This is a genomic window from Stenotrophomonas maltophilia (assembly GCF_006974125.1).
Classification (GTDB): Bacteria; Pseudomonadota; Gammaproteobacteria; order Xanthomonadales; family Xanthomonadaceae; genus Stenotrophomonas; species Stenotrophomonas maltophilia_O.
On record NZ_CP037858.1, the window covers coordinates 1,852,687 to 1,867,252 of the forward strand.

A 14,566-nucleotide genomic window follows, 5' to 3' on the forward strand; every position below is an offset into this window, starting at 1 on the left:
TGCACACGAACGGCTCCATCGGCGCCGCCCATCCCTTTCTGCAGAACCGCTTGATGCCTGCGATCCTGATCATCGACGACAACGCCAGCGTGGGTACTGCGCTGGACGTGCTGTTCTCCCTGCACGACATCGATACCCTGCAGGCGCAGACGCCCGCCGACGGGCTGGCGCTGCTCGAATCACAGCCGGTCGACCTGGTCATCCAGGACATGAATTTCAGCGAGGACACCACCTCCGGTGAAGAGGGCGAGGCGCTGTTCGCGCAGATCCGCGCGCGTCATCCGGACCTGCCGGTGATCCTGCTCACGGCGTGGACCCATCTGAGCAGCGCCGTGGACCTGGTCAAGGCCGGTGCCGCCGACTATCTGGCCAAGCCGTGGGACGATCGCAAGCTGCTGACCACGGTCAACAACCTGCTGGAACTGTCCGAGGCGCGCCGCGAGCTGGACCGCCGCCGCACGCGTGAACTGCGCCAGCGCAATGCGCTGGAAGCGAAGTACGATCTGTGCGGTGCGGTAGTCGCCGATCCGGCCAGCGAGCGTGTGGTCACCCTGGCCTGCCAGGTCGCACGCTCGGAACTGCCGGTGCTGATCACCGGCCCCAACGGCGCCGGCAAGGAAAAGATCGCGCAGATCATCCAGGCCAATTCACTGGTGGCCAAGGGTCCGTTCGTGGCGGTCAACTGCGGCGCGCTGCCCTCGGAACTGATCGAAGCCGAGCTGTTTGGTGCCGAAGCCGGTGCGTATACCGGCGCCAACAAGGCACGCGAAGGGAAGTTCGAAGCGGCCGATGGTGGCACCCTCTTCCTGGATGAGATCGGCAACCTGTCGCTGGGCGGGCAGATGAAGCTGCTGCGTGTGCTGGAAACCGGCCGCTTCGAGCGCGTGGGCTCCAACCGCGAACGCCAGGTCAAGGTCCGCGTGGTCAGCGCAACCAATGCCGACCTGCCGGCGATGATCCGCGACGGTACCTTTCGCGAAGATCTCTATTACCGCCTCAATACGGTGGAACTGGTGCTGCCGCCGCTGGCCGAACGACCGGGCGATATCGTGCCGCTGGCCGAGCGTTTCCTGACTGCCGGCAAGCCGCTGTCCAGCGGCGCCACAGCAGCACTGCAGCGGCACCCGTGGCCGGGCAACGTGCGCGAACTGCGCAACGTGATCCAGCGTGCCGAACTGCTGGCCACCGGCAACCGCATCGAAGTGGCCGATCTCAACCTGCCGCGCGCAGCCGTCGCACCGCGACCGGCACCCAGTGCAGGCAATGATCCCGACCGCGCACGCATCGAGGATGTACTGGCCCGCAACCATGGCGTCATCGCCCAGGCTGCCGCCGAGCTCGGCCTGAGCCGTCAGGCGCTGTACCGGCGCATGGACCGCCACGGTATTCCACGCGAATGAAGCGGCGCTCCTTCACTTTCCGCCTGTTCCTGCGCCTGCTGCCGGTGTTGGCACTGGCTGCGGCACTGCCGTGGCTGCTGGCCTACTGGATGGACCATGGTTGGGTGGTGACCACGGTATCGGCGCTGATCCTGCTGTCGCTGATGTGGTGGACCCTGCGCCGTGCCACGGCGCCGGTACGCTCGCTGATGCGTGCCCTGGCGGGCACCACCAGCAGTTACCGCGACGGCGAGTACAACTTCGGTGTGCACTGGCCCGGGAATGACGAGCTGGGCGACCTGGTGCAGGCCCACCGCGAACTGGGCGACGTGCTGCGCGCGCAGCGACAGGGACTGGTGCAACGTGAGCTGCTGCTGGACACCATGGTGCAGAACACGCCGGTGGCGATGCTGCTGATCGCCTCCGGCGGAGATGGCGTCGCCCGCGTGGTGTTCTCCAACCTGGCGGCGCGCAAGCTGCTGCACGGCGGCTGGAAGCTGGAAGGCCAGCGCCTGGAAGACGTGCTGGAACAGGTGCCGGTGGAACTGCGCGACGCCATCGCCCGTGGCGGTGACAGCTTGTTCGCGGTACATGCCGATGGCGAGGACGGCGACGAGGACGATGAGCAGGTCTACCACCTCTCGCGCCGCGCGTTCCAGCTCAACGGCCGCCCGCACGACCTGCTGCTGGTGCGGCTGCTGACCGCCGAACTGCGCCGCCAGGAAGTGCAGACCTGGAAGAAGGTGATCCGGGTGATCAGCCACGAGCTCAACAACTCGCTGGCGCCGATCGCTTCGCTCGCCCATTCCGGCGGCGTGCTGGTGCAGCGCGAGCGCTTCGACCGGCTGCCGGAGATCTTCACCACCATCGAAGACCGCGCACGCCACCTGGAAGGCTTCATCCGCGGCTACGCGCGCTTTGCCAAGCTGCCACAGCCGCAGCTGCAGACCGTGCACTGGGCACCGTTCCTGTCCAGCCTGCGCCAGCAGATTCCGTTCGGCATGGAACGTGAACCGGACGAGGAGCTGAGCAGTCGCATCGACATCGCGCAGTTCGGGCAGGCGTTGTTGAACCTGCTGAAGAACGCGCACGAAGCCTGCGCCGAAGCCGAGCCGCCCAACGATGACGTGCAGGTACAGCTGACGCGGCTGCCGCAGTGGCTGCGGCTGGACGTGCTGGATCGTGGCAAGGGCATGAACGAGCAGGTGCTGCAGAACGCGCTGATGCCGTTCTATTCGACCAAGCGCAACGGCACCGGGCTCGGGCTGGCGCTGACGCGCGAGATCGTGGAGGCGCACGGCGGACGCGTGTCACTGCAGAATCGCGGTGATGGCGGGTTGTGCGTGTCGATCCTGCTGCCGGTGGGTTGACCGGGCCAACGCGGTTCCCACTGTTCGCCGAGCTTGGTCGGCAAGTCAGTAGATCCACGCCATGCGTGGATAAGCCGACCAAGGTCGGCACCTGCCCAAGCTGCGGCATCGGCATCCTGTGCTCCAGGGGAACGGGAGCATCAAGAGCAAAGGCAACGACATCCGCGCGTAGTTTGAATCGACTGGGTGCAGCTGTGGCTCTGGATGTTGGTTCCGCCTTGAGCGAGCCGAGCATCGCAGGGGAATCCGGGGCGTAGAGGCGCCGATGCCTGAGCGCAGCGAGTTCGGCGCCGTCCCCTGATTCACCGAGAAGCGCAGGGCACCGATGCGCAGCATCGGCTCGCGACCGGAGGAGCATTTCTTTTGGTTACTTTTCTTTGCGCACAAGGAAAAGTAACGCCCATGACCGGTGGCCGACCTTCAGCCATCCAGCGAAGAGATGGATCGCCGCATCGCCACGCGTAGATGCATCGGAAACCCGAGCGCGGCCTCTTCGGCCATCACCGACTGCAGTCCGGCACCCCACTCCGCCTCCGGCACGGTGACGAACCCTTCGCTGGCATAGAAGGCCGCATTCCACGGCACGTCGGACAACGTGGTCAGCACAGCCGAACGATAGCCTTCCGCCCAGGCCTGTACCAATGCATGGCGCAACAACGCGCGCCCATGACCCTGCCGCGCGTGCGCAGGATCCACGTCCATCTGCAGAACGTGGAACTCACCCGCCAGTTCGCCGGCAAGCAGATAACCGGCGATGCCACCGTCAGCCGCATCCACCACCCACAGCCGCCGGCGCTCAAGGCCGTCCTGTAGTGTCGGCAGGTCCAGGCCATGCCCGGCGAACACCGGATAGGCCTCATGGCCCTTCAACACCTCGCCGGCGCGCTGCTCGATGCCGGGCAGCACACCGAGTTCATCGGCGCGAGGAAGGCGGGGCTCAGGACTTCTTGAGCGGACGGTTCCAGCCATCGATGGTTTCCTGTCGTGCACGTGCCAGTGTCAGCTTGCCGTCCGGCGCGTTGCGGGTGATGACCGAACCGGCGGCAATGGTCGCGCCGTCGCCAATGGTCACCGGTGCTACCAGCGAACTGTTGGAGCCGATGAACGCGTTGTCGCCGATGGTGGTGGTCGACTTGTTCACGCCATCGTAGTTGCAGGTGATGGTGCCGGCGCCGATGTTCACCTTGCTGCCGATCACCGCATCGCCCAGATAGGTGAGGTGATTGGCCTTGCTGCCCACACCCAGCGTGACCTTCTTGGTCTCGACGAAGTTGCCGACGTGCACGCCATCGGCCAGCACAGTGCCCGGGCGCAGGCGCGCGAACGGGCCGATCTGCGCAGCGCCTTCGGTGACCACGCCTTCCAGATCGCAATGCGCGCGCACCTCGGTGCCCGGCCCGAGGTTGACGTCCTTCAGGCGGTTGAAGGGACCGACGGTGACGCCGTCGCCGAGCACCACGTTGCCCTCGAGCACGACATCGACGTCGATCAGCACGTCGCTGCCAACGGTGATGGTGCCGCGGATGTCGAGCCGTGCCGGGTCGCGCACGCGCGCGCCCTGCGCGCACAGCGCACGCACCGCGCGACGCTGCCATGCACGCTCCAGCTGCGACAGCTGCCACGGATCGTTCGCCCCTTCGGCTTCCTGTGCGTCGGCCACCAGCGCCATCTCAGCCGGGGTGTACTCGTGCGCGGCGAACGCGAATACGTCGGTCAGGTAGTACTCGCCCTGCGCGTTGCTGTTCGACAGCTGCGACAGCCAGCGGCGCAGCGCGGTCGATTCCGCGGCGATGATGCCGGTGTTGATGATGCGCACGCGCAACTGCTCGTCGCTGGCATCCTTCTGCTCGACGATCGCACCCACCTTGCCCTCGGCATCGCGCAGCACGCGACCATAGCCGGTCGGGTCATCCACCTCGGCCACCAGCACCGCCAGCCGGCCCGGCTGCGCGAGCAGGTCGCGCAGGGTCTGCGCACGGATCAGCGGTACGTCGCCGTACAGCACCAGTACCTGTGCAGCATCGGGCACCTGCGGCATCGCCTGCGCGACGGCGTGGCCGGTGCCGAGCTGCTGTGCCTGTTCAGCCCATTGCAGGTCCTGCTGGCCGGCGAAGTACTGGCGCACGGCTTCGCCGCCGTGGCCATGGACCACGTGGATCGCCGCCGGCTGGAGCTCACGGGCCGCATCGATCACGTGCGCCAGCATCGGCTGGCCCGCGATCGGCTGCAGCACCTTCGGCAGCACCGACTTCATGCGCTTGCCAGCGCCGGCGGCGAGGATGATGACGTGCAGGGGTTGGGTCATGGGAACGGCAGTCCGTGGTTCGTTGCCGGTGATTCTAGAGCGTGCGCCGTTAACATGGGCATCCCTCCCCCTTTTCCATGCCAATGAGCCTCATCCGCCAGGGAAGCGCCTACCTCGTCATCGGGCTCGTGCAGCTGTTGCTCGACTGGCTCGTGTTCGTGGCCGCCACCGCACTGGGCATGCCAGTGGCGCCGGCCAACGTCGCCGGGCGCCTGGCCGCCATGCTGCTGGGCTTCTGGCTCAACGGCCGCTACACCTTTGCCGAGGCGGGCGCACACAGGCTGGGCTGGAAGCGCTTTGCCCGCTTCTTCGGGCTGTGGCTGCTGCTCACCGTGGCGAGCACATTGCTGGTGAGCCTGGTGGACCACGCGCTCGGCCTGCAGTACACCTGGCTGGCCAAGCCGCTGGTGGAAGGTGTGCTGGCCTTCGTGTCGTTCCTGCTGATGCGCTACGTGGTGTATCGCTGATGCGAGGCGGGATTCGGGATGCCGGATTTGGGGGCGGGATCGGGATCGGTAGAGTCGACTGTTGGTCGACTGCTCTTCCATCAGGTCGCGAGAATGCCGCGCTGCGCGCGATAGTCGACTAACGGTGTAAACCCAGTCGGCTCTGCCCAATCGGCTCTACCCAGCCACCCAAACAAAAACGCCGGCACAGGGCCGGCGTTTTCGTGGATGCAGCGCGTGAACCTCAGTGCTTGAGGGTCTTGCGCAGGCGTTCCAGGGCCTGCAGCTGGACAACGGCTTCGGCCAGCTTCTGCTGGGCTTCGGCCACTTCCATGGCTTCACCGCGGTTGGCCAGGATGCGCTCGGCTTCTTCCTTGGCCTTTCGGACCGAGGCTTCGTCGATGTCCTGCGCGCGGATCGCGGTGTCGGCCAGCACGGTCACCACCTGCGGCTGCACTTCCAGGATGCCGCCGGAAATGGCGAAATCCAGCTGCTCGCCGTTCGGCGTGGTCACCACCACCTTGCCCGGCTTCAGGCGGGTGATCAGCGGCGCGTGCTTGGGCGCGATGCCCAGTTCGCCCAGCTCACCGGTGGCCACGACCAAGGTCGCTTCGCCACGGAAGATTTCCTGCTCGGCGCTGACGATGTCGCAACGGATCGTGCTCATGCAAATCTCTTCGCTGTTCGCGGCGGCGCAATGCCACCGTGGGAGTCCACCGGCGCGGGCGGTTGCCCGGCGCCGGCGTCAGGTCGGGCAGGATCGCTCCCGCCCGTCCCGGATCAGGCCTTCTCGGCCATCTTCTTGGCCTTCTCGACCGCTTCTTCGATGCCGCCGACCATGTAGAACGCCTGCTCCGGCAGGTGGTCGTACTCGCCATCGACGATGGCCTTGAAGCCACGGATGGTGTCCTTCAGCGGCACGTACTTGCCCGGCGAACCGGTGAACACTTCGGCCACGTGGAACGGCTGGCTGAAGAAGCGCTCGATCTTACGGGCGCGCGACACGGCCTGCTTGTCCTCTTCGGACAGTTCGTCCATGCCCAGGATCGCGATGATGTCCTTCAGTTCCTTGTACTTCTGCAGGGTCTGCTGGACGCGCTGGGCGGTGTCGTAGTGCTCGTGGCCGATGACCAGCGGGTCCATCTGGCGGCTGGTGGAGTCCAGCGGATCGACGGCCGGGTAGATACCCAGCGAGGCGATCGAACGCGACAGGGTGACGGTCGAGTCCAGGTGGGCGAAGGTGGTCGCCGGCGACGGGTCGGTCAGGTCGTCCGCGGGAACGTAGACGGCCTGGATCGAGGTGATCGAACCGTTCTTGGTCGAGGTGATGCGCTCCTGCAGGACGCCCATTTCCTCGGCCAGGGTCGGCTGGTAACCCACGGCGGACGGCATACGGCCCAGCAGTGCCGACACTTCGGTACCGGCCAGGGTGTAGCGGTAGATGTTGTCGACGAACAGCAGGACGTCCTTGCCCTTGCCGTTTTCGTCCTTCTCGTCGCGGAAGTACTCGGCCATGGTCAGGCCGGTCAGCGCGACGCGCAGACGGTTGCCCGGCGGCTCGTTCATCTGGCCGTACACCATCGCCACCTTGTCGAGGACGTTGGAGTCCTTCATTTCGTGGTAGAAGTCGTTGCCCTCACGGGTACGCTCACCCACGCCGGCGAACACGGACAGACCGCTGTGCGCCTTGGCGATGTTGTTGATCAGTTCCATCATGTTGACGGTCTTGCCGACGCCGGCGCCGCCGAACAGGCCGACCTTGCCGCCCTTGGCAAACGGGCACATCAGGTCGATGACCTTGATGCCGGTTTCCAGCAGCTCGGTGGCCGGGGACTGGTCTTCGTACGACGGGGCCGCACGGTGGATTTCCCAGCTGTCGCTGGCGGCCACCGGGCCGGCTTCGTCGATCGGACGGCCGAGCACGTCCATGATGCGGCCCAGGGTGCCAGCGCCGACCGGCACGGAGATGCCGCGGTTGGTGTTGGTGGCAACCAGGTTGCGCTTCAGGCCGTCGGTGGAACCGAGGGCGATGGTACGCACCACGCCGTCGCCCAGCTGCTGCTGGACTTCGAGGGTGATTTCGGTGTTGTCGACCTTCAGTGCGTCATACACCTTCGGCACCGACTCACGCGGGAATTCGACGTCGACGACCGCGCCGATGATCTGAACGATCTTGCCCTGACTCATTGCTGCATCCTCTAAATGTGTGCTTTGAACGAACGCGGTCAGACTGCTGCCGCGCCGCCGACGATTTCGGAGATTTCCTGGGTGATCGCTGCCTGGCGCGCCTTGTTGTAGACGAGCTGCAGGGTGCCGATCAGCTTGTTGGCGTTGTCGCTCGCCGCCTTCATCGCAACCATGCGTGCCGCATGCTCGGAGGCGACGTTTTCCAGCAGTGCCTGGTACACCAGCGACTCGATGTAACGCGTCATCACGTGCTCCAGCACGGTCGCGGCATCGGGTTCGTACAGGTAATCCCAGTCGTGGTGAGCGACCTGCTTCTCAGCCGGCGGCAGTGGCAGCAGCTGATCGAAGCTGGCCTTCTGCGTCATGGTGTTCACGAAGCGGTTGTAGACCAGGTACACGCGGTCGACCTTGCCTTCGGTGAAGGCGTCGAGCATGACCTTGATCACACCGATCAGCGATTCCAGCTTCGGCACGTCGCCGATGTGGGTCACGCTGCCGACCATGTTGACCTTCACGCGGCGGAAGAAGGTCGATGCCTTCTGGCCGATGGTCACCAGGTCCACTTCGGCACCCTTGTCCTGCCATGCCTTGGCTTCGCCCAGCATCTTGCGGAACAGGTTGTTGTTCAGGCCGCCGGCCAGGCCGCGATCGGAGGAGATCACGATGAAACCGACCCGCTTGACCTGCTCGCGCTCGACCAGGAACGGATGCTGGTAGTCGGTGCTGGCCTGGGCCAGGTGACCGATCACCTGCTTCATCGCCTGCGCGTACGGACGCGAGGTCTTCATCCGATCCTGCGCCTTGCGGATCTTGGAGGCCGAGACCATTTCCAGGGCGCGCGTCACCTTGCGGGTGTTCTGCACGCTCTTGATCTTGGTTTTGATTTCGCGTCCGCTTGCCATCTCTTGTTTCCCGTGGCGCGGGGCTGATGCCCCGCGTTGTTCAACCGTTTGTCATCTGGTCCAGCGGAGCCAGCGGCTCCGCTCTACAGGACCGCGATTACCAGCTGCCGGTGGTCTTGAACTCGGCGATGCCCTTCTTGAAGGCACCTTCGATGTCGTTGTCCCAACCGCCGGTGGCGTTGACCTTGCTGACCAGCTCGCCCTGGGTATTGGCGAAGTGGGCGTGCAGGCCTTCTTCGAACGCCAGCAGCTTGTTGACCGGCACGTCGTCGAGGTAACCCTCGTTGACGGCGTAGATCGACAGCGCCTGGTTGGCGATCGACATCGGCGCGTACTGCTTCTGCTTCATCAGCTCGGTGACGCGCTGGCCGCGCTCCAGCTGCTTGCGGGTCGCTTCGTCCAGGTCCGAGGCGAACTGCGCGAACGCAGCCAGCTCGCGGTACTGGGCCAGCGAGATACGGATGCCGCCCGACAGCTTCTTGATGATCTTGGTCTGGGCCGAGCCACCGACGCGCGACACCGAGATACCGGCGTTCACGGCCGGGCGGATGCCGGCGTTGAACAGGTCGGTTTCCAGGAAGATCTGGCCGTCGGTGATCGAGATCACGTTGGTCGGAACGAAGGCGGACACGTCGCCGGCCTGGGTTTCGATGATCGGCAGCGCGGTCAGCGAACCGGTCTTGCCGGTGACCTTGCCTTCGGTGAACTTCTCGACGTATTCCTCGGACACGCGGGCAGCGCGCTCGAGCAGACGGGAGTGCAGGTAGAACACGTCACCCGGGTAGGCTTCACGGCCCGGCGGGCGCTTCAGCAGCAGCGAGATCTGGCGGTAGGCAACGGCCTGCTTGGACAGATCGTCGTACACGATCAGCGCGTCTTCGCCGCGGTCCATGAAGTACTCACCCATGGTGCAGCCCGAGTAGGCGCTGATGTACTGCATGGCAGCCGATTCGGAGGCGGTCGCGGCCACCACGATGGTGTGGGCCAGCGCGCCGTTCTCTTCCAGCTTGCGCACGATGTTGGCGATGGTCGAAGCCTTCTGGCCGATCGCAACGTACACGCACTTGATGCCGGTGCCCTTCTGGTTGATCACGGCATCGATCGCCATCGCGGTCTTGCCGGTCTGGCGGTCACCGATGATCAGCTCGCGCTGGCCACGGCCGATCGGGATCATCGCGTCGACCGACTTGTAACCGGTCTGCACCGGCTGGTCGACCGACTTGCGCCAGATCACGCCCGGTGCAACGCGCTCCACCGGAGCGGTCAGGTCGGTGCCCAGCGGGCCCTTGCCGTCGATCGGCTCGCCCAGCGCGTTCACGACGCGGCCCAGCAGTTCCGGACCCACCGGCACTTCCAGGATGCGGCCGGTGGTCTTGGCGACGTCGCCTTCGCGCAGGTTTTCGTAGTCACCCAGGACCACGGCGCCGACCGAGTCGCGCTCCAGGTTCAGGGCCAGGGCGAAGGTGTTGTTCGGCAGTTCGATCATTTCGCCCTGCATCACGTCGGCCAGACCGAAGATGCGCACGATGCCGTCGGACACGCTGGTCACGGTGCCTTCGTTGCGCGATTCCGCGGCCAGCTTGACCTTCTCGATGCGGTTCTTGATCAGTTCGCTGATTTCGGAGGGGTTGAGCGTGGTTGCCATCGTCAAGTCCTAGTGCCGGCAGCGGGGCCGGACGTTAAATGAATTCAGTTAGCGAGCGCGGTCTGCAGACGGGCCAGCTTGCCCTTCAGCGAACCATCGATGACCACGTCGCCGGCGTCGATCACGGCGCCGCCGATCAGCGAGGCATCGACCGCGGTGGTCACGTCGACCTCGCGGTTGAAGCGCTTGCGCAGCGCAACCTTGATCGCGTCCAGCTCTCCGGCCGACAGCTCGGAAGCCGAGGTCACCGTGGCCTTGACCACGTGCTCGGCTTCGGCGCGCAGGGCGTCGAACATGCCGGAGATTTCCGGCAGCAGCGGCAGACGATGCGATTCGGCCAGGATGGCCAGGAAGCGCGAGTAGGTCTCGCCGTGGGACACCGGCGCCAGCAGGGCGACGGCGTCGTCACGACCCAGCTCCGGGTTGGCGAGCAGGGCCGCCACGCGCGGATCGGCGGCGACGTGGGCGGAGAACGCCAGAGCGTCCGACCACGGCGCAAACGCGCCTTCGTCGCGCGCGGTCGCGAACGCGGCGCGGGCGTACGGGCGGGCAAGCGTGAGGGCCTGGCTCATCCTTAGATCTCCGAGGCCAGCTCGTCGAGCAGCGCCTTGTGGGCGTTGGCGTCGATTTCGCGCTTGAGCAGCTTTTCGGCACCGGTCACGGCCAGCGCGGACACCTGCTTGCGCAGATCTTCACGGGCACGGTTGGCGGCGGCGTCGATTTCAGCCTGGGCCAGTTCCTTCTGACGGGTGGCTTCGGTGATCGCTTCGTTACGGGCAGCATCAACGATCTGGTTGGCACGTGCGTGGGCCTGATCGATGATCTCGTTGGCCTTGGTGCGTGCTTCCTTCAGCGCTTCGTTGACCTTCTCCTGCGCCTGGGCCAGATCTTTCTGGCTGCGGTCGGCAGCAGCGAGGCCTTCAGCAATCTTCTGCTGGCGCTCTTCGATCGCGTTCATCAGCGGCGGCCAGATCTTGGTCGCGATGATCCAGATCAGACCAGCGAAGGCGAGCGCCTGCGCAAGAAGGGTGAAATTGATATTCATGGTTAGCTCGATCGCTGGTTTCGGGGTGGACGTGCCGCCGAAGCGGCACATCCGGCCTTCATCCGAAACCGGGTGCATCAGCACCCGGTCGTCTCAAACCGCTGTATCAGCCGGCCAGAGCCTTGGTGACGGCGCCAGCGAAGGCAGCCGACAGCGGGTTGGCGAAGGCCAGCAGCAGGCCGACCGCGACCGAGATGATGAACGCGGCGTCGATCAGGCCGGCGGTGATGAACATGCGGACCTGCAGGACCGGGATCAGTTCCGGCTGGCGGGCGGCCGACTCCAGGAACTTACCAGCCATGATGGCCAGACCCAGACCGGCGCCCAGCGCGGCCAGGCCGATCATGATGCCGACGGCAAGGGCGGTGGAGCTCTGAATCTGCGCGAAGTTGGTCAGGACGGCGAAGTACATGGTTATCTCCAGGAACTTAAGTTGCTAAGGGTGATGAAACGGATGAAGGTTGAAACGCGTTGAAGCTTGAAACTCAGTGAGCGTCTTCCGACAGGCTCAGGTACACGATCGACAGCATCATGAAGATGAAGGCCTGCAGCGGGATCACCAGCAGGTGGAACAGCATCCAGCCGAGGCCGAACACACCACCGGCAATGGCACCGAAGAAACCGGCACCACCCAGCACCCAGATCAGCAGGAACACGATTTCGCCGCCGAACATGTTGCCGAACAGTCGCATCGCCAGCGAGATCGGCTTGCTCAGCCACTCGACGATGTTGAGGATCAGGTTGAACGGCATCATCCACTTGCCGAACGGCGCCGTCAGGAATTCCTTGATGAAGCCGCCCAGGCCCTTCGACTTCAGTGCGAAGAACAGCATCAGGAAGAACACGCTGATGGCCATGCCCAGGGTGGCATTGACGTCAGCAGTCGGCACCGGCTTCCAGTAGTGCACGCCCACCCATTCCAGCGGCTTGGCGATGAAATCGGCCGGGATCATCTTCAGCAGATTCATCAGCAGAATCCAGAAGAAGATGGTGATGGCGATCGGCGTGACCAGCTTGCTCTTGCCGTGGTAGGTGTCCTTGGCCTGGCGGTCGACGAACTCCAGGCAGATTTCCACGAAGGCCTGCCACTTGCCCGGCACGCCGGCGGTGGCCTTGCGGGTGCCCAGCCAGAACGCGACAACGATCACCAGGCCCATCAGGACCGCGGTGAGGAAGGTATCGACGTGGATATGCCAGAACATACCCTCACCCTTGCCGACCGGCGCGGTCAGGTTGTGCAGGTGATGCTGGATGTAGCTGGTAGGGGTTAGAGCCTCGCCCGCCATGTGTCCGGAACCTTCAGTTAATTGAATTCTGTCAACGCCTGGCCATCGCCAGGACCTGGAACATCAAGCCGACGGCGATACCGGCCAACAGCGCCAATGCAGGCAGCTTGAAGACCAGGAACCCCACCAGCAGGACGCCGAAAACCACGACCCACTTGGCCACGATCGCAATGATCAGGCGAGCCATCGCCGATCCTGCGGCCAGTGCCCCGCCGCCCAGTGCCATCCGTGCCGCCACCCAGCCACCGGCCGAAATGGCCACACCGGACGCCAGCGCGCCGAGGGCGTATTTCGGACCTACCAGCAGGAAGGCCAGGGCCAGGACAGCCACTGCGGCCAGCGGGTAGACCGCGGCGCGCAGCATCAGTCGCCGACCCGCATCAACGGAGTTCAGCACAGGACGTCCCGCGTGGTTGCAAGTGGAGGGCTGAGGCGGCTACAGCAGGGGGGCCTCATCGAGCCGCCAAATTATAGCAATGGGACAATTTGCGAGACAACCGCTCCCTGTTCATCCCGGGAAGCCGCAAGTTGCGGTAACGGTTACATTTTTGCGTGCCACCCGGGGGACAATGACGTCCGTATGATGTTGCAGCGCAGTATTGAACTTTGGTCGCAGGCCGCGGAACTTTCGCCGAATGTGCCGGTCCGATCTTTCGACCTGCCTGCAGCAACCTCGTCGACGCTTCGCCCCGCAGGTCCCACGATGGCCCCGAAGCCCGGCTCCGGGGCCATCTTTTTTGCATCGTGGCGACAGCGCTGAACCGTGCACATCGCGTGGACCATACGTTCACGGATGGTGGACGGCGATGTCCGGCACAGTGGCTTTCATTCTGATGAACCACTGCAAGGACTCTTCGATGCGCTCCGTACCCACCCTGCTCGCCCTCTCCCTGCTCGCCGCCGGCGCCTCGTTCGCCTCTGCCGCCCACGCCGCCGAAGGCGACGATCGCTTCGCCCTGCGCCTGGGTGCGATGAACATCGACTCGGACAATACGATCCGCGGCAAGACCAACGTGGCTGGCCAGGACATCGGCTTCTCCGAGGACTTCAAGCTGGGCGGCAAGGAGTGGGAACCGCGCATCGACGGCATGTTCCGCATCAGCAACCGCCAGCGCCTGCTGTTCAACTACTTCAAGTACGACAAGGATCGCCGCGAGACCCTCGGCCAGGACATTTCCTTCGGTGACGTCAACGTGCCGTCCGGCAGCTTCGTCAAGGGCGAGCTGAAGTACCAGGTGGCCAGCCTGGTCTATGACTACTCGGTGGTGGACACCGACACCTTCGACCTCGGCCTGCAGATCGGTGCCGAGTACGCCAAGGTGAGCAGCAAGGCCTACGCCGACCTGGGCACCGTCTACGAGGGCCAGTTCCTCAACGAGAAGACCGACGGTGTGGCACCGGTGGTCGGCGCGCGCCTGAGCTTCACTCCGTCGGAGAAGTGGATGATCACGCTGCAGGGCCAGTACCTCAACACGCGCTGGGGCAGCTTCGACGACTACAAGGGTGACCTGAGCCGCGCCAACGCCATCGTCGATTACCGCTTCACCAAGAACTTCGGTGTGTTCGCCGGCTACGACTGGTTCAAGCTCGATGCGGACAAGAAGGGCAGCGACGGCACCATCGGCCTGAAGCAGGAGTTCAAGGGCCCGGTGGCCGGCGTCAGTTTCGTGTTCTGATCCCCCGCCCCTTCCACGGCACTCTCTCTCCTGGCGCGGCCTCCGGAACATCGGGGCCGCGCTTTTTTGTGGGTTCCTGTCAGAAGAGTAGAAGCGGGTTGGTCGAGCGCTGGAGGGAGCGGGGGCCGTGTGCGAATGTCCCCCGGCGCCGGCCTGCGGCCGACGCCTCCTCCTTTACTTCGCACACGGCCCCCGCTCCCTCCGCGTGTCAAGCATCCATGCGCCTGTTGCAGTGGCTCTGCGGCTCGACCGTCCGCAAGCCGAGCCGCTGTGCGGGTGGCGGGCGTTTGGACAAATGTCCCCCGTTGCCCGCCTGCGGCGGTCG

Annotated in this window: 15 protein-coding genes; 4 read left to right on the forward strand and 11 right to left on the reverse strand. The window is 65.0% G+C overall.

Annotated features, from left to right (window positions below):
• Positions 1 to 53 precede the first annotated feature (53 nt).
• The gene (locus EZ304_RS08395) at positions 54 to 1,400 is read left to right on the forward strand and encodes a sigma-54-dependent transcriptional regulator (protein ID WP_142806786.1); all 1,347 of its coding nucleotides are present in this window, start codon (positions 54 to 56) and stop codon (positions 1,398 to 1,400) included.
• The gene (locus tag EZ304_RS08400) at positions 1,397 to 2,749 is read left to right on the forward strand and encodes a sensor histidine kinase (RefSeq protein ID WP_099554693.1); all 1,353 of its coding nucleotides are present in this window, start codon (positions 1,397 to 1,399) and stop codon (positions 2,747 to 2,749) included. Before EZ304_RS08395 ends, EZ304_RS08400 begins: the two co-directional genes overlap by 4 nt.
• A gap of 420 nt (positions 2,750 to 3,169) precedes the next feature.
• Here the strand turns inward: EZ304_RS08400 and EZ304_RS08405 are convergent, their stop codons facing one another.
• Together EZ304_RS08405 and glmU are read right to left on the reverse strand one after the other, a co-directional pair.
• On the reverse strand, positions 3,170 to 3,718 hold the full coding sequence (locus tag EZ304_RS08405) for a GNAT family N-acetyltransferase (protein WP_099554695.1): 549 nt from the start codon (positions 3,716 to 3,718) through the stop codon (positions 3,170 to 3,172).
• Complete coding sequence (gene glmU, locus EZ304_RS08410; protein ID WP_142806787.1) at positions 3,687 to 5,054, reverse strand: bifunctional UDP-N-acetylglucosamine diphosphorylase/glucosamine-1-phosphate N-acetyltransferase GlmU; 1,368 nt, start codon at positions 5,052 to 5,054, stop codon at positions 3,687 to 3,689. The genes EZ304_RS08405 and glmU overlap by 32 nt, the downstream gene beginning before the upstream one ends.
• 83 nt (positions 5,055 to 5,137) lie before the next feature.
• Between glmU and EZ304_RS08415 the strand changes: the two genes are divergently transcribed.
• Positions 5,138 to 5,521 carry a GtrA family protein gene (locus tag EZ304_RS08415; protein WP_142806788.1) on the forward strand — a complete coding sequence of 128 codons (384 nt, stop codon included), beginning with the start codon at positions 5,138 to 5,140 and terminating at the stop codon, positions 5,519 to 5,521.
• Positions 5,522 to 5,744: 223 nt separating this feature from the next.
• Here the strand turns inward: EZ304_RS08415 and EZ304_RS08420 are convergent, their stop codons facing one another.
• From EZ304_RS08420 to EZ304_RS08460, 9 genes are all read right to left on the reverse strand, one after another.
• Complete coding sequence (locus EZ304_RS08420; RefSeq protein WP_005411127.1) at positions 5,745 to 6,167, reverse strand: F0F1 ATP synthase subunit epsilon; 423 nt, start codon at positions 6,165 to 6,167, stop codon at positions 5,745 to 5,747.
• A 113-nt stretch (positions 6,168 to 6,280) separates the two neighbouring features.
• On the reverse strand, positions 6,281 to 7,687 hold the full coding sequence (gene atpD, locus EZ304_RS08425; protein ID WP_010481327.1) for a F0F1 ATP synthase subunit beta: 1,407 nt from the start codon (positions 7,685 to 7,687) through the stop codon (positions 6,281 to 6,283).
• Positions 7,688 to 7,725: 38 nt separating this feature from the next.
• Positions 7,726 to 8,589, reverse strand: a complete 864-nt coding sequence (atpG, locus tag EZ304_RS08430) for a F0F1 ATP synthase subunit gamma (RefSeq protein WP_006471334.1) — start codon at positions 8,587 to 8,589, stop codon at positions 7,726 to 7,728.
• A 97-nt stretch (positions 8,590 to 8,686) separates the two neighbouring features.
• Entirely contained in the window at positions 8,687 to 10,234 is a 1,548-nt protein-coding gene (gene atpA, locus EZ304_RS08435; RefSeq protein ID WP_106551345.1) for a F0F1 ATP synthase subunit alpha, read from the reverse strand.
• 44 nt (positions 10,235 to 10,278) lie between these two features.
• Positions 10,279 to 10,806 (reverse strand): F0F1 ATP synthase subunit delta, encoded by a 528-nt coding sequence (locus EZ304_RS08440; RefSeq protein WP_032129048.1) that lies wholly within the window; start codon positions 10,804 to 10,806, stop codon positions 10,279 to 10,281.
• Positions 10,807 to 10,808: 2 nt separating this feature from the next.
• Entirely contained in the window at positions 10,809 to 11,279 is a 471-nt protein-coding gene (locus EZ304_RS08445) for a F0F1 ATP synthase subunit B (RefSeq protein ID WP_005419512.1), read from the reverse strand.
• Between the two features lie 106 nt (positions 11,280 to 11,385).
• Complete coding sequence (gene atpE / locus EZ304_RS08450; protein ID WP_005411133.1) at positions 11,386 to 11,691, reverse strand: F0F1 ATP synthase subunit C; 306 nt, start codon at positions 11,689 to 11,691, stop codon at positions 11,386 to 11,388.
• Positions 11,692 to 11,764: 73 nt separating this feature from the next.
• Positions 11,765 to 12,565, reverse strand: a complete 801-nt coding sequence (atpB, locus tag EZ304_RS08455) for a F0F1 ATP synthase subunit A (RefSeq protein WP_010481316.1) — start codon at positions 12,563 to 12,565, stop codon at positions 11,765 to 11,767.
• 31 nt (positions 12,566 to 12,596) lie between these two features.
• Positions 12,597 to 12,962 (reverse strand): hypothetical protein, encoded by a 366-nt coding sequence (locus tag EZ304_RS08460; RefSeq protein ID WP_006394654.1) that lies wholly within the window; start codon positions 12,960 to 12,962, stop codon positions 12,597 to 12,599.
• Positions 12,963 to 13,422: 460 nt separating this feature from the next.
• Between EZ304_RS08460 and EZ304_RS08465 the strand changes: the two genes are divergently transcribed.
• Entirely contained in the window at positions 13,423 to 14,241 is an 819-nt protein-coding gene (locus EZ304_RS08465; RefSeq protein WP_099554720.1) for a hypothetical protein, read from the forward strand.
• The last annotated feature ends 325 nt before the right edge of the window (positions 14,242 to 14,566 follow it).